This is a genomic window from Streptomyces sp. NPDC048288 (assembly GCF_043201555.1).
Taxonomy (GTDB): Bacteria; Actinomycetota; Actinomycetes; order Streptomycetales; family Streptomycetaceae; genus Streptomyces.
The window spans coordinates 281969-298973 of the sequence record NZ_JBICZD010000006.1 but is presented as its reverse complement, the minus strand read 5'-3'; the positions used below and the strand labels follow the sequence as shown (position 1 = coordinate 298973).

The 17005-nt window shown below is 71.0% G+C and carries 15 protein-coding genes; 3 read left to right on the top strand and 12 right to left on the bottom strand.

Going from position 1 to position 17005, the window contains the following annotated elements; genetic code table 11:
* Positions 1-9: 9 nt before the first annotated feature.
* From ACGFZS_RS23305 to ACGFZS_RS23250, 12 genes are read right to left on the bottom strand one after another with little or no spacing between them, the layout of a single operon-like run.
* The gene (locus ACGFZS_RS23305; RefSeq protein ID WP_393796743.1) at positions 10-750 is read right to left on the bottom strand and encodes a PIG-L deacetylase family protein; all 741 of its coding nucleotides are present in this window, start codon (positions 748-750) and stop codon (positions 10-12) included.
* Between the two features lie 26 nt (positions 751-776).
* Positions 777-1778, bottom strand: a complete 1002-nt coding sequence (locus ACGFZS_RS23300; RefSeq protein WP_393796742.1) for a ParB N-terminal domain-containing protein — start codon at positions 1776-1778, stop codon at positions 777-779.
* Positions 1779-1805: 27 nt separating this feature from the next.
* On the bottom strand, positions 1806-3332 hold the full coding sequence (locus tag ACGFZS_RS23295) for a long-chain fatty acid--CoA ligase (RefSeq protein ID WP_393796741.1): 1527 nt from the start codon (positions 3330-3332) through the stop codon (positions 1806-1808).
* A complete protein-coding gene (gene hemA / locus ACGFZS_RS23290; protein ID WP_393796740.1) occupies positions 3329-4576 on the bottom strand; it encodes a 5-aminolevulinate synthase in 1248 nt (415 codons plus the stop codon). Before hemA ends, ACGFZS_RS23295 begins: the two co-directional genes overlap by 4 nt.
* 40 nt (positions 4577-4616) lie before the next feature.
* Positions 4617-6200, bottom strand: a complete 1584-nt coding sequence (locus ACGFZS_RS23285; protein WP_393796739.1) for an AMP-binding protein — start codon at positions 6198-6200, stop codon at positions 4617-4619.
* Between the two features lie 56 nt (positions 6201-6256).
* Positions 6257-7084 carry a class I SAM-dependent methyltransferase gene (locus tag ACGFZS_RS23280; protein WP_393796738.1) on the bottom strand — a complete coding sequence of 276 codons (828 nt, stop codon included), beginning with the start codon at positions 7082-7084 and terminating at the stop codon, positions 6257-6259.
* 25 nt (positions 7085-7109) lie between these two features.
* Positions 7110-7352: a phosphopantetheine-binding protein gene (locus tag ACGFZS_RS23275; RefSeq protein WP_393796737.1), complete on the bottom strand. Its 243-nt coding sequence runs from the start codon at positions 7350-7352 to the stop codon at positions 7110-7112.
* Positions 7330-7746, bottom strand: a complete 417-nt coding sequence (locus ACGFZS_RS23270) for a holo-ACP synthase (RefSeq protein ID WP_393796736.1) — start codon at positions 7744-7746, stop codon at positions 7330-7332. The genes ACGFZS_RS23275 and ACGFZS_RS23270 overlap by 23 nt, the downstream gene beginning before the upstream one ends.
* Positions 7746-8588, bottom strand: coding sequence for a hypothetical protein (locus ACGFZS_RS23265; RefSeq protein ID WP_393796735.1), 843 nt, complete (start codon positions 8586-8588; stop codon positions 7746-7748). The genes ACGFZS_RS23270 and ACGFZS_RS23265 overlap by 1 nt, the downstream gene beginning before the upstream one ends.
* Complete coding sequence (locus ACGFZS_RS23260) at positions 8588-9454, bottom strand: diiron oxygenase (protein WP_393797009.1); 867 nt, start codon at positions 9452-9454, stop codon at positions 8588-8590. Before ACGFZS_RS23260 ends, ACGFZS_RS23265 begins: the two co-directional genes overlap by 1 nt.
* 25 nt (positions 9455-9479) lie before the next feature.
* On the bottom strand, positions 9480-10766 hold the full coding sequence (locus ACGFZS_RS23255; RefSeq protein ID WP_393796734.1) for a cation:proton antiporter: 1287 nt from the start codon (positions 10764-10766) through the stop codon (positions 9480-9482).
* Positions 10763-12178 carry an NAD(P)/FAD-dependent oxidoreductase gene (locus ACGFZS_RS23250; protein ID WP_393796733.1) on the bottom strand — a complete coding sequence of 472 codons (1416 nt, stop codon included), beginning with the start codon at positions 12176-12178 and terminating at the stop codon, positions 10763-10765. The genes ACGFZS_RS23255 and ACGFZS_RS23250 overlap by 4 nt, the downstream gene beginning before the upstream one ends.
* 310 nt (positions 12179-12488) lie before the next feature.
* Here ACGFZS_RS23250 and ACGFZS_RS23245 point away from each other — a divergent pair, with 310 nt between their 5' ends.
* From ACGFZS_RS23245 to ACGFZS_RS23235, 3 genes are read left to right on the top strand one after another with little or no spacing between them, the layout of a single operon-like run.
* The gene (locus ACGFZS_RS23245) at positions 12489-13985 is read left to right on the top strand and encodes a carboxylesterase/lipase family protein (RefSeq protein WP_393796732.1); all 1497 of its coding nucleotides are present in this window, start codon (positions 12489-12491) and stop codon (positions 13983-13985) included.
* A gap of 48 nt (positions 13986-14033) precedes the next feature.
* Positions 14034-16109, top strand: coding sequence for an aminodeoxychorismate synthase component I (pabB, locus tag ACGFZS_RS23240; RefSeq protein WP_393796731.1), 2076 nt, complete (start codon positions 14034-14036; stop codon positions 16107-16109).
* Positions 16106-16921 carry an aminotransferase class IV gene (locus tag ACGFZS_RS23235; RefSeq protein ID WP_393796730.1) on the top strand — a complete coding sequence of 272 codons (816 nt, stop codon included), beginning with the start codon at positions 16106-16108 and terminating at the stop codon, positions 16919-16921. Before pabB ends, ACGFZS_RS23235 begins: the two co-directional genes overlap by 4 nt.
* Positions 16922-17005 lie beyond the last annotated feature (84 nt).

Here is a 17005-nt window from a genome sequence, read left to right as displayed (position 1 = left end):
CCATGCCGGTCAGTCGTCGTCGGAGGCGAACCTGATCACCTCCAGAGAGGTCGCCAGCTTGCAGCCGAAGTGGGTGCCCGCCCGTCGGCCCAGGGCCTCCAGGAACTCCGCGGGGACGAAGTCGGCCCGGCCGAGGCCCTGGATGTACGCCTCGTGGGCCTCCAGGGAGGCCACGCCCCGTTCGAAGGAGCCGGTGACGTCGACCCCGTGCTCGGCCAGCGGGGAGTGCGCGGCCCAGACCTGGCGCACCCCGCCCCACGGCTGCAGGCCCTCGTCGAGCAGGTCGGTGAACACCCACCGGTTGGCGGCGTCCCGGACGGCGTCGAGTATGGCCCGTCCGGTGGCGATGTGGTCGGCGTGGTTGAGCGGGGCGTGCTCCCGGCCCAGTTCCTCGCCGCTCCAGGTGTCACGGAAGTTGTTGGTGATCACGATCTCGGGGCGCCGGACGCGGATCTCCCGGGCGAGGGCCCGCCGCAACGGCAGCCCGTACTCCAGGACCCCGTCCGGGAACCCGAGGAACTCCACGGTCTCCACACCGACGATCGCGGCGGACGCCCGCTGTTCGGCCTCCCTGAGCGGCCGTGCCTTCTCCGGGGGCAGTTCGTCGATGCCGGCCTCGCCGCTGGTCACCAGGCAGTAGGACAGCTCCTTGCCCTGCGCGGTCCAGCGGGCGATCGCCGAGGCGGCGCCGTACTCGAGGTCGTCCGGGTGGGCGACGATCGCCAGACCGGTCCGCCAGTTCTCTGTCACCGGCGCAAGGGTCCTACGGGGTGGTGTCACGATGCGTTTCCTCTCTTCGCGGGGTGCGGCCAGGAGCCGAGGCGGGCGGTCCGCAGTCGGTCGGCCAACGCCCACCACTGCTCGGCGTAGCTCTCGGCGAGGTCGGCGACACGGTCCCGGCAGTGCGGCGGGCAGTCGGCGATCAGGTCGTTGAGCCGGCCGCCGGTGAGCAGCTGGGCGTGCAGCCGGCGCAGCAGTTCGCGGCCCGCCTCGGACGACCGCAGAGCAGGGTCGTTGCGCAGCTGCTGCAGGGCGGCCCGGGGATCGAGGGGCGGGTTCCGCCGGGCCGCCGCCGGCCGGCACGGCACATCGGTGCGGACCTGAGGACGGGCGGACCCGGCCGGTACCGGATCCTCCCCGCGCGCCAGCCTTCTGCGGACGTCCAGGACGGTCGCCGGGGAGAGGCCGACCTCGCCGGCCACCCGCCTCAGGGACGTACGGGGTTCGAGCGCGAGCAGCCGGGCCGCGCGTCTGCGCCGCTCGGCGCCGTCGGCGGGGCGTCTGCGGTCGTCGGCGCCCAGCCGGGTGTTCGACCGCGGATCGTCCGCGGTCGTACGACGGAGCCTGGCGACCGTCTTGTCGGAGAGACCGGCGGAGCCCGCGATGGAGCGGTCCGACCGGTCCGGGAACATCATGATGAGCCGCGCGGCCGCCGCCTTGCGCTCGGAGAGCGACAGGGGCAGCCCATGGGCCCGGTTGGCCCGGACGGACAGGAGGAACGCCTCCTCGGGAGTGCCGTCGAAGAACCGGGCCCTGACGGTCCGTTCGCCGCGCAGCAGCGCCGCGCGGCTGCGGTGCAGGCCGTCGACGACGGTCATCGACGGCCGGTGCACGACGATGGGGGGCAACAGCTCCGCGGCGATCTCCGCCAGAGCCCTGGTGTGGTCGGCGTCCTCCTCGCGGAAGCGGGGTGACAGGCCGAACCTGAGCTCGCTCAGGTCAACTTCTGCGACATCGGGACAATCTGACTCCTTGGACACAGTGTGCGCGATCTGCACGCGACCTCCCCGATACGGACCCCCGCATCACGAATAGAGCTGCACCAGAAGGCGTTTGAGCACCTTGCCGCTGGGGCCGGTGGGCAGGGACGCCGTGAACTCGACCCGGCGCGGGTACTTGTAGCCGGCCAGCCGCTCCCGGCTCCAGGCGACGACGTCGGCGCCCAGCGCGGGATCCGCGGCGAACTCCGGCCGCGCCACCACGACCGCGCAGATCTCCTCGCCCAGCCGGCCGTCCGGCAGGCCGATGACGGCGGTCTGCGCCACGGCGGGATGCCTCAGCAGCACCTCCTCGACCTCGCGGGGATAGACGTTGTAGCCGCCGCGGAGGATGACGTCCTTCTTCCGGTCGACCAGGCGCAGATGCCCGTCCGGCTCCAGCACGCCCAGATCGCCGGAGCGGAACCAGCCGTCGACGAGCACGGCGGCCGTCTCGGCGGGCAGGCCGAGATAGCCGGACATCACGTTGTGGCCGCGTACGACGACCTCGCCCACGTCGCCCGCGGGCAGCAGCTCGACGCGGTCCTCGACGCCGGACCGGGCGATCCCGACCTCGACGCCGGCGATCGGGGTGCCGACCGTGCCCGGCCGGGTGACCGATCCCGGCTGGTTGTAGGCGACGCACGGGGAGGTCTCGGTCAGCCCGTACCCCTCGTACACCTGGCAGCCGAACACCTCCTGGACCTGTTCCAGCACCGGCACCGCCAGCGCCGAACCGCCGCTGTAGGCCCGGTGCAGCCGGGGCGCGGGCGTGCCCTGGGCGACCGCCTCCAGCAGCGCGTGGTACATCGTCGGCACCCCCATGAACACCGTGCAGCCGTACCCGGCCATCAGGTCGAGCGCGGTGTCCGCGGCGAACCTGGGCATCAGGACGACGGTCGCGCCGACCTGGAACGCCACGCCCATGACACAGGTCTGGCCGAAGGTGTGGGACAGCGGGAGCGAACAGAGCAGGACGTCGTCCGGCCGGGCGGCGAAGGGGGACACGGCCGTCACCTCGATGTTGGTGACGATGTTGCGGTGGGTGAGCATGGCCCCCTTGGGGCGGCCGGTGGTCCCCGAGGTGTAGAGGATCGCCGCGACGTCATCGGGGGAACCGGGGAGGTACCCGGGGCCGGGGGGCGCCGGCCGGTGCGGGTCCAGCCGTGTCCCCGGGGAGTCCCCGACGCCGGCCGTGAACAGCGTGACGCCGGCGGCGGCCGCCGCCTTGGCCCCCTCGTCCACCGTCGGCCCGGCACAGACCAGCGCCCGTGCGCGACTGTCGGCGAGCATGAACTCGATCTCGCCGGCCCGTAGTTGTGTGTTCATCGGGACCACGGTGGCCCCGAGGGCGAGGGCGCCGTAGTAGGCGACGGGGAACCACGGGGTGTTCGGCAGCAGCAGCGCGACCCGGTCGCCCGGGCCGATGCCGTGCCGGCGCAGTTCGGCGGCACAGCCGCGGGCCCGTTCCCACAGCCGCCGGTAGGTCACCGGGGTGGATTCGAAGATCAACGCCGGTGCGTCCGGCCGCCGTGCCGCGGTGTCGGCGAGCACGGCGGCCAGCGGTCGGGTCACACCGCTTCCTTCACGGGGGCGGACGGTCCCCTCCGCTCGGTGGCGGTCGGGATGCCCAGCTCCAGCCAGATCCCGGCGAGCGCCTCCGCGAACTTCTTCACGTCGGTCGTGGTGTGGGTCGCCGACGGCGCGATCCGCAGCAGCTCCTCACCCTCGCGCACGCTGGGCGCGTTGATGGCCTGCACGTAGATGCGGTGCCGGTCGAGCAGTTGGGCCGACGCCCGCTTGCACAGGGCGTCGTCGCCGACGACCGCCGAGACGATGTGCGAGTCGGCCGACTTGAAGGGGATGTCGGCCTCGTCGAGCAACCGGTGCAGCAACCGGGCGTTCTCGGCGAGCCGTTGCCTTTCCTTCTCCGAACCGCGCAGGTGCCGTACGGCGGCGAGCGCGCCCGCGGCGGTGGCCGGCGGCAGGGAGGTGGTGAAGACGAACGCCCTGGAGGTGGCCCGGACGTAGTCGACGAGATCGCGCGGGCCGGCGATGTAACCGCCCACCGAGCCGAGTCCCTTGGCGAGCGTGCCCATCACGACGTCGAACCGGTCGGCGATGCCCTCGCGCGCCGCGATACCGGCACCCTGCGGTCCGTACATGCCGATCGCGTGCACCTCGTCGAGGAACGTGGTGGCACCGAAACGCTCGGCCAGGTCGGCGATCTCGGCGAGCGGGGCGACATCCCCCGACATCGAATAGACCGACTCGAGCACGATCAGCTTGGGCAGCGCCGGGTCGGTCCCGGCGAGCAGCTGCGCCAGGTGGTCGATGTCGTTGTGCCGGAAGATCCGCTTGGTGGCGCCGCTGTGCCGCAGTCCGTCGATGATCGAGGCGTGGTTGAGCTCGTCCGAGAACACCACGGTGTTGTCGGGGGTGCCCGCGAGCACCGTCAGCGCACCGTCGTTGGCGGTGTAGCCGGAGGTGAACAGCAGGGCCGCGTCCTTGCCGTGCCAGTCGGCGAGTTCATGCTCCAGCTCGACGTGCCGGTGGTTCGTACCGCCGATGTTGCGCGAACCACCGGAGCCCGCACCGAACTTGGCGACCGCGTCGTGCACGGCGGCCAGCACCAGCGGGTGCTGGCCCATGCCGAGGTAATCGTTGCTGCACCACACGCTCACCTCGGTCTCGCCGTCGGGTACCCGGGCCATGGCGCTCGGGAAGTGACCGGCGCGCCGGCCGATCTCGAGGAACTCGCGCGAGGGTGTCAGGGTCGGTGCGGATGAGCTCGTGAAGTGTTCCAGATGCGTGGACATGGTTCTCCGGCTCCATGATGGGATGTGGAACTGCCTGAGGTCAGGCGTGCGACGCGTGTTCCAGTCGCAGGCGTGGTTTGTCGGGCTTTCCGGCCGCGTTCAGGGGCACCTCGTCGAGGACGAGCACCTGTTCGGGGACGTGCGCCGGCGAGAGGATGTCGCCGAGATGTCCGCGCAGCTCGTCGATGCTCACCGAGGCGCCCGGGCGCAGGGTGATCGCCGCGTGCAGATGCTCCAGGCCGTCCTTGCCCAGGAAGCCGTACACGGCCGCCTGCGCGATCCCCGGGAGCGTCAGCATCGCGCGCTCGATCACGGTGGGGTACACCTTGACCCCGTCGATCTTGGCCATGTCGGCGACCCGGTCCAGCAGACGGAGAAAGCCCCGCTCGTCGCGGTATCCGATGTCGCCGGTGTGGTACCAGCCGTCGCGGAGCACGCGCGCGGTCAGCACCTCGTCGAGATAGCCGTCCATGACGTGCGGGGACCGGACCCGCACCTCGCCGACCTCCCCGTCGGCGAGGGGAGCGCCCGTCTCCAGGTCGCAGATGCCGATCTCCACACCGGGGAACGGCCGCCCCACCGTCGCCAGCAACTCCGGGTCGGCATGGTCCTCGCCCGACAGGCAGCTGATCCTGGCGGTCTCGGAGGTGCCGTACTGCTGGAACAGGCTGCCGGCGCCGAAGACCCGTACGGCCTCGGCGAGCCGGGCCGGGGCCGCCGGGCTCCCGGCGTAGTCGAGGCGGCGCATACCGGCCAGCCCGGCGGCCGCCGCGTCGCCCGGCCCGAGTTCCTCCAGGCGGTCGAGGACCCGGTACAGATGACTCGTGGCCATGAAGGTCCGGGTCACCTCGTGCTCGCCGACCGCGCGGATCCAGGCGTCCGGCGTGAACTCCTCCAGGAGCACCAGCCGGCCCCGGTCGATCAGCGCGGCATCGGCCAGCTGGGAGACCGTCTGGCTCAGCGGCGTGCCGACCAGCGCCGTGATCCGCTCCGCCTCCCGGCCCTGGGCGATCGTGCCGTACACCACGCTGTCCCAGGACCGGCGTGACTTCCTGATGCCCTTGGGCCGGCCCGTGCTGCCGCTGGTGAACGCGATGGCCGCCAGGTCCTCCGGCGACCACGGCCCGGGCTCGGCCGGCCCCGGATCGTCCCCGGGCGTGACCCGCCCGGCCCCGGACACACCGGGACCGATCAGCGGGATGCCGGCCCGCCGGGCGAGCTCGGCGGCCCGGCCGGCGCTGTCCCGGTCGGCGTACAGCACCGCCGCCCCGGTGGTCCGCAGGATCTCCAGCTGGTCGTCGAACGCCAGCATCGCCGCGCTCGACCCCGGATTGGTGGTCCGCAGATGCCCGACCGCCGCCTTGAGCAGATGGGCCGCGTGCCGCACCGCGAGGATGTCCGGGCTGTTCGACGCGGTCAGTACACCGACGACCGTGCCGTGTCCCACCCCGGATGCGTGCAGGGTCCGGTGGATCCCGGTCACCGAGCGCAGATGCGCACCCCCGGTGAGCCAGGAATCGCGATAGTGCAGTACCGGTTCGTCCGGTCGCTGCGCGAGAACGGAGAGCAGTTCGGCGACGTATCCGCCTGCCGCCGCCCACCATTCCCGACCGTCGGTCGCCATACCGATCTCTCCCTCTGACCAGGATCTCGTTCGCTGACGGGGGAGGGCCGCTGTGCTCAGCCGCCCACGAACTCGGCGCGCACCAGCCAGCTGCGCGAGGGCCCCTTGCGTTCCCGGGGCTGCACCTGGAACGGCCAGTCCTCGTGCGCGGTGCTCGGCTCGCCCGGCTCCTTGACGTCACGGGCCTTCCAGCCGATCGAGGCCAGGTACTCCTCCGGCTCGTCGGTGCCGAACAGCCAGGGCGTGCCGTCCTCCTCCAGGTTGCGGCGGAACTCCCGGGAGAACGGGCTGCGCAGCAGCGCCTGGCTGACGAAGTCCACCCCCAGCCAGCTGCCCGGCGCCGAGGCCGTACCGAGGGCGCGCAGCAGGTCGGTCGCCTGCTCCGGGGTGAGGAAGAACAGCAGGCCCTCGACGATCCACAGGGTGGGCCGGCCGGGGTCGAACCCCGCCTGTGCCAGCTCCGGCAGCCACTCCCGGCGCAGGTCGACGGCGACCTCCCGGCGCCGCACCCGCGGCTGTGCGCCCGACTCGGCCAGCCGGCGGCGCTTCTCCGCCAGCAGCGCCGGGAAGTCGACCTCGTACACCGTCGCGTCGTCCGGCCAGTCGAGGCGGAACGGGCGGGTGTCCATGCCGGCGGCGACGAACACGATCTGCCGGATGTCGTCGTCCGCGAGGACCTGCGCGATGCTCTCGTCGAGGTAGCGGGTGCGGATCGCGATGAACGGGGTCAGCCCGCTGCCCCGGTTCTTCTCCAGCAGCTCGAATCCGCGCGGCGCGGCCAGCGCCCGGGCGAAGGGATCCTCGAAGATCGCCCGGTTGCCGCGTTCGGTCTCCAACGCCCGTGCCGCGGCCGTCCACTGGGCCGTGTACGAGACGGCTTCCATGAGTACTTCCTTCCTGGTGCGAGAGTCAGGCCGCGACGAAGAACGCCTTCTCGATGGCGGCGAGGGTCTGGAAGTCCTGGATGTCGATGTTGTCGAAGTCGATCTCCACGCCGGTGGCGTTCTCGATCACGTAGACCAGCTCGACGAAGGTCAGCGAGTCGACCAGGCGGGTCTGGATGAGGTTTTCCTCGGCGTCGATGGTCTGCCGTTCCGGATGCCGCTTCAGGATCCAGCCGCGGACTTCGTCAATGCTGCCGGTCACTGCCATGTGCACTCCTGTTGTCGGGGTCGCAGGCCGTGAACGCCACCGCCACGGCACAGGGGTCGTCGTGCGTGATGCTCACCGCGATGTCCTCGACACCGGCGTGCCGGGCGAGTTCGGCGGCCTTGCCGGCCAGCCGTACGACCGGCCAGCCGCCGTCGGCGGTGATGATCTCGATGCCGCGCCACGGCAGGGTCTGGCCGGGCGCGTGGAACAGCTTGAACACCGCCTCCTTGGCGGCCAGTCGGCCCGCGATGCCCGGGATGTCGGGCCCGTCGGAGCCGTGGGACAGCCGGATCTCCTCGGGGGAGAGGAACCGGGCCAGCAGAGGTTCGTCGCGCACCAGGTCCCGGACCCGGCCGAACGGGACCATGTCGATGCCGACCCGGCCGGCCGGCATCACAGGTCCCGGGCGGCGACGTCCCGGACCGCCGCCAGCGCCCGGGGCGCGCTGCCGTGCGCGTCCAGCAGGACGGCCACCCAGCGCTCCAGACCGAAGGCCACACAGCTGGTGAAGGCGAATCCGGAGGCGCCGGCGAGCCGGATGCGGCAGCGTTCACCGAAGAAGTTGCGGTGCGTGTTGACCGACGCGATGGCCAGGTCACCGGCCTGGAACTCGTGCTTGACCGGGCTGAGCCGGGACATCAGGGCCCGCGCCCCGCCGTTCTCGAAGAACGGGTCGGACGCGGCCACCCGGTCCAGTTCCAGCCCCAGCGCCGCCCCGAACGCGGTGATCCGTTCGGTGAAGGACGCCAGCACCCGCTGGGTGTGCTCGTAGGAGCCCAGCGCCACGATCTCCCGCATCTGGAAGCTGGCCAGCCGGCGCAGCGGGACATAGTGGTCCTCGTTGCGGAAACACCGGTTCACCAGGGTGATCAGCGTGTCCTCGGTGAGTTCGGCGCCCTCGTGGAACAGATAGGCGCCGAAGCAGGTGGCGTGCGGCAGGCCGAGCCGGACCTCCCGCACGTCGGTGGGGGCGAACCCGCCGTCCGCCGGTTTCGGCGGGCCGTCCGCAAGCTCCAGCGGGGCCGCGACCAGGGCGAGTTGCGGGAAGTTCGTGTAGACGTCGAACTTCTCCAGGTCCGACACGGCGTACACCGGGGGCGGCATGATCTCCCGGGCGCCGGCCGACCGTCCCCAACCGGTGAACACCCCGTCCAGGGCGCGCAGCAGATCGGTCTGGTCCGGGTCGAGGATCGCCGGCGCCAGGACGGGCGTGACCGGCGCGGACTCCGCGGCCATCAGATGAGCCCGATCTTCTCGAGGAACTTCGAGGTCTTGCGGAAGACGCTCTGCTCGAACTCCGCCCGCAGCGGGGAGGCCAGCAGTTCCTCGCGCACGGCCAGCGGGTCGGCCAGCCCGGCGTCCCGGTAGACGTGCGGGTTGAACAGCGACTCGAAGCTGTACGTCAGGTACCGGCGGAGGTACTCGGAGATGTCGGCCAGTTCCCGCTTGGTCGCGGTGCGCTTCACGTCGGCGAAGAGCGCGGTGACCAGCTCGCGGCCGAACGCGATGTGCCGGGACTCGTCCTGGTGGTGGATCCGGTTGATGGCCCGGATGGTCTCGTGCAGCCGGTCGTCCTGGGCCATCCGGGAGTTGAAGTGGTCCACCAGCTCCTCGAAGATCAGGATGCGGGCGAAGACCAGCAGGCTCTCCACGTCCGACTTCGGTATCTCCACGCTCGCCCCGGCCGGCTGCCGGTAGATCTTCTTGCCGTAGCGCAGGCAGAACTCGGCGAAGAACCACATGTGCTCGTTCTCCTCACCGATGAAGTGGTGGAAGAACTCCGACGGCGTCTCGAACCCCTTGGTGTGGATCCGGCGGGTGACCTCGATGAGCAGTTCCCGGATGCCGTGCACGTTCAGGCTGTAGAAGTTGATGCTCTCGAACTTGGAGAGCGCGTACCGCTGTTGCTCGGTGAGGCGCTCACCCACCGCGGTGCCGTGGGTGGTGGTCAGCTCCGGGCTCATCCACCACATCTCGTCCGGCAGGCTCTCCGGCCACTCGAACAGGCGATAGGGGTTGTAGTAGTCGTCGATCGACTTGGTGGTCAGCCGGTCGAGGATCTCCAGGAATCGTCGGTCGGAATTGATCAGCTCGCTGACCATGAAGTGCCACTCCATTCGGGATCATTTATGCGGCGGCGCCACCGGCCGCCGATCCGGCGGTGACCGGCGACCGGTCGGGGACCGGCTCCTCGGCCGCCGCCCGGGCGCGGTCCGCGGCGACCAGCCGTGGCGGGTAGAGAACGCGGAGCACGGGGCCGGCCATCGCGGTGGTCAGCACCGCCATGAGCACCATCAGCGAGTACAGCCGCTGGTCCAGCAGACCGAGTTGCAGCCCGGTGGTGAGAATGATCAGCTCGGTGAGCCCTCTGGTGTTGACCAGGGTGGCCAGCACCGCGGAACGCCTCCAGTCCAGTCCGGACCAGCGCGCTCCGGCCGCCGCGCCCAGGTACTTGCCGCCCACCGCGGCCAGCATGATCGCGCCGAACTGGGCGAGCCCGGACAGCCCGAGCCGGGACAGGTCCACCTGGGTGCCGGCGACCACGAAGTAGACCGGCAGCAACAGGTACTCGGTCACCAGCCCGAGCTGCCGTCCGGCCGGCTCCCGCAGCCCGCCCGGCCCCGAGGGCATGACCAGGCCGAACAGGAACGCGCCGAAGATGAAGTGCAGGCCCAGCCACTCGGTGGCCGCGCCGCAGCCGAGCAGTCCGGCCAGCGCCACCACGTACGGCTCCCGGGTCCGCCCCTGCCGCGCCCGCCGGTCGGCCCACGCGGCCAGCAGCGGCCGTACCGCCCCGAACACCAGGGCCAGCAGCGGGAACATCAGCAGCAGCCGCCACTGGGTGTGGCCGGAGGACACCATGACCGTCACGGCCAGCATCGACCAGGCGAGCAGGTCCCCGATCGCGGCGCTGGCCAGCGAGACGCCGGCCACCGGGGTGCCCAGCAGGTCGCGGTCGCGGACGATCCGGGCCAGCACCGGGAACGCGGTCACCGACATCGCGGTGCCCAGGAACAGCGTGAAGCCCAGCGACCGCCCGCCGGACGGCTCGACCACGGTCACGGCCAGCAGGCACGCGAGCCCGAAGGGCACCGCGATCGAGCCGGCCGTGGTGGCCAGGACGACACCGGTCCGCCTGCGCGGTGGATGCCGGGTGAGCTCCTGGCCGATCAGGAACAGGAACAGCGCCACCCCGAGACTGCCCAGCGCGCTCAGGACCAGATGGATGTCGGCCGGGAACAGGGCGCGCCGCACCGATCCGGGCAGCAGGGTCGGACCGAGCAGGATGCCGGCCAGGATCTCCCCGATCACCGCGGGCTGTCCGGCCCGGGCCAGCAGCGAGCCGAGCGTCTTGGCCACCACCAGCACCAGGGCCAGTACCAGCAGCAGCGTGACACTCTGTCCGGAGGTCACTCCGTCTCGACGGCCGGTTCGGCCAGCCGCCGGATCCGCAGCCTCGGCTGCAGTTCGAGGTACAGCCCGCCCACCGCCTTGTCCGGCGAGGCCGGCATCGAGTTCATCGCCTCGTTGTGTCCGGCGAGGATGCCGCCCTGGGTGTCGAGATCGCCCTGGGAGCGGATGCGGTCGGCCACCTTGTCCAGCGCCCCGGTGCCGTCCTGGGTGTCGTCCAGGTCCTCGACACCGGTGACGATGTGCAGGAACGACTCGTACAGGTTGAGCATGTGCCGTTCGCGCCGGGTGAGTTTGTCGGCCTCGAAGAACTGCGACTGGCGGTTGTAGCTCTTGTAGAAGAAGGACACCACCACCAGCAGCCGTTCGTACGCCTGCCGGTACGCCTTGGCGAAGAACGAGGTGGCCTCCTCCTCGGACAGGTCGCCCGACACCACGGCGGAGATGGACGCGGCGGCCAGCAGCGCGCTGAACGTGGCCAGGTGCACCCCCGTGGACAGCAGCGGGTCCAGGAAGCAGGCCGCGTCGCCGATCATCAGGTATCCCGGTCCGGTGAAGCGCTCCGAGATGTACGAGTAGTCCTGCTCGACCTTGAACTCGGACTGCCGCTCGGCGCCTTCCACCATCTCGGCGATGCGCGGGCACTGGGCGAGGGCGTCGAAGTAGACCTGCTCGATCCCGCCGAGCCGCTCCCGCTCCTCGGCGAACGTGGTCCGCTTGGCGACCAGTCCGACGGAGTGGGTGCCGTCGTGCAGCGGGATCGCCCAGAACCAGCCGTAGGGCACCGAGCAGACCGCGATCGCGCCGGCCGGCCCCTTGTCCAGCGGCTTGACCCCGCGCCAGTAGGACCACACCGCGACGTTCTTGAAGGCCTCCTGGTAGTGGCGGTTCTTCAGGTACTTGGTCGCCATCACCCCGGACCGGCCGGACGCGTCCACCAGGAAGTCGAAGCCGATCTCACCGGTGACCGACCGGTCCCCGGTGGCGGCCCAGCGGGCCTTGACCGGCCGGCCCTCGGTGAACTCGATCTCGGTGACCCGCACCCCCTGCCGCACGTCCACGCCGAGCTCCGCGGCGTTGTCCAGCAGGATGTGGTCGAACTCGGACCGCACCACCTGGTAGCTGTACCCGCCGGCACCGGTCAGATGGTTGAAGTTGAGGTCCCAGTTCTCCGGTCCCCACTCGAAGTACGCGCCGTCCTTCCGGACGAAGCCGTGGTTGTCGATCTTCTCCCGGACGCCGAGCAGGTCGAGTACCGGAAGCACCGAAGGCAAGATCGACTCACCGATGTGGTAGCGCGGGAAGGTCGAACTCTCCAGCAGGGTCACCTGGATGCCCTGCCGGGCCAGGAGTCCGGCGGCCGTGCTGCCCGCCGGTCCGCCGCCGATCACCAGTACCTGGGTACGTTCCCCCATTACCGATTCCTCGTCTCGGGTTGACGTCCAACTTCAGACGCGGGAGACGCTAGATTTCGGCCGTCGGTACCCGCAACAACCGGAAGAGGGTGGCCACATGTGGCCACCCTCCACTTCTTCCGGCGCCGCCGTCCGGCCCGGATCCGTGGTTAGGGTGATCGGCGCCGATCGGTACGGCAGCGGGTGACCCGCCACCGCGACGGGCATTACGGCCGACCACTTCCCGCAATTGCGAGGGACCGCCGCCTCTTCGGGATCCGGGCGGCACCGACCCGGTGCCGGGCGTGCGTATCCGGAAAGGATCAGCATTTTGACCGCACACGAGAATGCGACGAAGCCGGCCCTGGTGAACACGGCCTCGGGTGTTGTCGCGGGCAAGGTCCACGACGGTGTCGTGTCGTTCAAGGGAATCCCGTACGCGGCGGAGCCCTACGGCGACAACCGTTTCAAACTGCCGCAGCCTCCGCAGCCGTGGGACGGGGTGCTGGAGGCATTCGAGTTCGGCCCCTGCGCCCCGCAACCCCATACCTATTCACTCGTGGACGCCACGCCCCTCTATCCCTGGGGGACGGACTGCCTGAGCGTCAATGTCTACACCCCCGATCCGGGGGCGGTCCGGCTGCCCGTCATGGTCTGGATCCACGCCGGCGGATACATTTCCGGCAGCGCCGCCACCCCCCGCGCCGACGGGTCGGTCTTCGCGCGCGAGGGCGTCGTCGTGGTCGCGATGAACTACCGTCTCGGAGTCGACGGATTCCTCTCCGTGCCGGGCGGCATCCCGAACGCGGGAATGCAGGACGTCGTCGCCGCACTGCGCTGGGTGCGCGAGAACATCGCCGCCTTCGGCGGCGACCCGGACGCCGTCACCGTCTTCGGCAACTCCTCCGGCAGCGCCATCATCGCGGCGATCGCCAGGACCGTCGCCGCCGAGGGGCTCATTCACCGGGCGATCCTGCAGAGCCCGTGCCCCTCGCTGGTCGTCGAGGCGGAGGAGGGACGCGCGGTGGCCGCGCGGGTCCTCGCCGACCTGAACATCGACGCCGACCCGCGCGACATCCCGCTCAAGGAACTGCTGGGCCGCCGCCAGCGTGCCCTGGACGTCCGCTTCCGCGACGCCGCCCGCTGGCACCCGTACACCTACTGGTTCAGCCCCTACATGCCGGTCGTGGACGACAGCCTGTTCACCGATTCCGCGCTGGGCGAGCGCATTCCGCCCTCCGTCGACCTGCTGATCGGCACCAACCGCGACGAGGCCCGCTACTTCCTGATGCGCAACGGGCAATTCACCTCCGGCACCGAACAGGACCTCCTCGACGCACAGCAGGCGTACGACGTGCCCGAGGCCTGCCGCAGCGCCGCCGCGTCCCTCTACGGGCATCTTCCGCTCGGCGAACAGCTCTCCCAGACGGTGACCAACTGGATCTGGCGCGGCCCCACCATCGAACTCACCCAGCTGCACGCCAAGTCCGGCGGTAACACCTACGCCTATGAATTCGCCTGGCGGGAATCCCCCGCCTTCGACGGATGTTACGGTGCGGCCCACTTCCTCGAAGTGCCGTTCCTCTTCGACCAGCTGGACGATCCCGCCTTCGCCCCGCAGGTCGGTCCCGACGCCCCCGTCGAACTCGGCCGCGCCCTGCGCGACGGCTGGATCCGGTTCGCCACGACCGGCGATCCCGGCTGGCCGAGCTACGACGAGGAAAACCGCCGGGTCATGGTTTTCGACACCTCCTGCCGTGTCGAGACGGACCCCCGCGAACACCACCGCGCCGCCTGGGACACGCGATCCGCCGTTCCCGCCCCGTAGGTGACCATGCCGACGCCGCATTCCGACGACCCGTCTGGAAGTATTCCGATGCGCAGCCTGATCATCGACAATTACGACTCCTACACGTTCAATCTCTTCCAGCTGATCGCCGAGGTGAACGGACGGGAACCGGTCGTCCTCAAGAACGACGATCCCGTGCTCACCACGCTCGACCTGACGGAATTCGACAACGTGGTGATTTCGCCCGGCCCCGGAACCCCGCAGGCGGCACGCGACCTCGGACATGTCGGGGAGATCCTGGCCAGGGCGGAACTGCCGGTGCTCGGAGTCTGTCTCGGCCATCAGGCGATCGCCCACGGCGCCGGGGCTACGGTCGACCGCGCGCCCCGGCCGCGGCACGGTCATCTCACCAAGGTCCGGCACCGGGGCGAGGACCTGTTCAGCGGCATCCCGCAGGACTTCACCGCCGTGCGCTACCACTCGCTGTGCGCCGAGGAGCCGCTGCCCGCGGAGATCGAGGCCACGGCGTGGGCGGAGGACGGCGTCGTCATGGCGATCCGGCACCGCACCCGCCCCCAGTGGGGAGTCCAGTTCCACCCCGAGTCCATCGCCTCCGAGTACGGCCGCGAACTCCTGGCCAACTTCCGGGACATCACCCTCGCCCACACCGGGACCGCCGCCCGCGGGGATTCCGGCCAGTCCTACGACCTCCTCGAACTGACGGTCCCGGGCGTCGTGGACACCGAGGCCGCCTACACCGAGCTGTTCGCGCGGTCGGAGTACGCCTTCTGGCTGGACAGCAGCAGGGTCGAGCCCGGCCTGTCCCGGTTCTCCTTCCTGGGCGACGCCTCGGGTCCGCTCAGCGAGGTACTGACCTACCGGCTCGCCGACCGGGCCGTGCTGGTGCGGGACGCGGCGGGCGAGCACACCGAGCACGGCACCGTCTTCGACGTCCTGGAGCGCCGCCTCGCCGAGCGCCGACTGGCCGACCCCGGGCTGCCGTTCGACTTCAGCGGCGGCTATGTCGGCTACTTCGGCTACGAGTTGAAGGGCGACCTCGGCTCTCACAACCGGCACCGGGCCGAAACCCCCGACGCGGCCTGGATGTTCGCCGACCGCCTGATAGCCGTAGACCACGAGCGCGAGCTCACCCATGTGATCGCGCTGCACCGCGGCGACCCGCCGACCAAGACGTCCGCGCAGGAGTGGATCGACGGCACCGCCGCCACCCTGGTCTCGCTGCTCGGCCGGCCCGGTACCGGGGGGACCGCGGCCGGGGCCGCGGCCCGGGCGGCCGACGACACCGTCGATCCGCTCCCCGCGCTGTCCCGGGACGCCGAGGGCTACCTCAAGGACATCGAGGAGTGCCGGCGCCAGCTGGTCGCCGGCGAGAGCTACGAGATATGCCTGACGAACAAGGTCAGGATCCCCTTCGACGACGACGATCTGGCGTACTACCGCAGACTGCGCGCCTCCAACCCGGCGCCCTACGCGGCCCTGCTGCGGGTCGGCGAGGTCACGGTCTTCAGCTCGTCCCCCGAGCGCTTCCTCAGGATCGACGCCGAGCGGGTCGTGGAGACGAAGCCCATCAAGGGCACGGCGCCCCGCGGGTCCGGCCCGGCCGAGGACGCGGAGCTGGCCGCGGAACTCGCGAGCAGCGCCAAGACCCGGGCGGAGAACCTCATGATCGTCGACCTGCTCCGCAACGATCTGGGCCGCGTCTGCGAGATCGGCAGTGTCCGCGTGCCGCGCTTCATGGCGGTGGAGTCCTACGCCACGGTGCATCAACTGGTGTCCACCGTACGGGGATTGCTGCGCCCGGAGATCAGCGCCGTGGAGTGCGTGCGGCACTGCTTCCCCGGCGGTTCGATGACCGGGGCGCCCAAGCTGCGCACCATGGAGATCATCGACGGACTGGAGACGGAGGCGCGGGGGATCTACTCGGGCGCGCTCGGGTACCTCGGGCTGACCGGCACCGCCGATCTCAGCATCGTGATCCGTACCGCCGTCCGGTACCGCGACGAGCTGAGCGTCGGTGCGGGCGGTGCCATCGTCCTCGACTCCGACCCGGAAGCCGAACTCGACGAGATGCTCCTCAAGGCCGGTGCCTCCCTGCGGGCCCTGCCACCGCTGCCCTCGTACACCGGCCGGCGTCCGCTGTGACCGCCGACGGCCCCGCCGCCCCACGCCTGCGCTGGTCCGAGGCGGACGGCACCTTCGCCGCCGTACCGACGGGCGGACGCGTGGACGTCATCGACTCCTGGCTGGTGACCGACGGCAGGACGGTGGCGCCCGACGCGCACACCGACCGGTTCCGCACCGCCTGCGCCACGCTGTTCTCCGTACCGCCGGAACGCACCTCCGCCTTCCTGCGGGCGGCGCTGCGCCGGATCCCGGCCACCGGCCGCTGGTTCCCCCGGCTGGAACTCACCGTCCAGGACGGCCGGCCGGGATTCGGACTGTGGCTCCGGCCGGCGCCGGAGCGCGGCGCGACCGTTCGGGTCTGGGTGTACGACGGCCCCGACACACGGCTGCATCCGACCGTGAAGGGGCCCGACCTGGAGTGGCTGACCCAGGTGCGGTCGGCCGCCCGGGAGCGGGGCGCCGACGAGGCGGTGCTGTGCACCGAGGACGGCCGGCTGACCGAAGGGACCACGACCGGTCTGCTCTGGTGGGACGGCGACACCCTGTACGCCCCCGACACGACCCGTCTTGATCTGCTGCCGAGCGTCACCCGGAAGACCCTCCTGCGGATCGCCGCCTCCCTGGGGACCCGCGTCGCCTACGCCTGTCCCCGCCCGGCCGACCTGGCCGGGCTGGAGACCTGGGCGGTCAACGCGCTGCACGGGATCCGGCCGGTACGGGAGTGGACCGGTTCGGCGTTCGCGGCCGGGCCGGCACCCCGCGCGCCGATCTGGCAGGCGCGGCTGGACGCGCTGGCGTCCGGCCGGCGTCAGGAGCCGGCCGGGCGGTGAGCCCGGGCGCGGGCCGTCGTATGTGACCTATGGGTGAACAGTGCAACGGGTTGATAGTTCGGTCGTCCCGAACTATCGAACTGT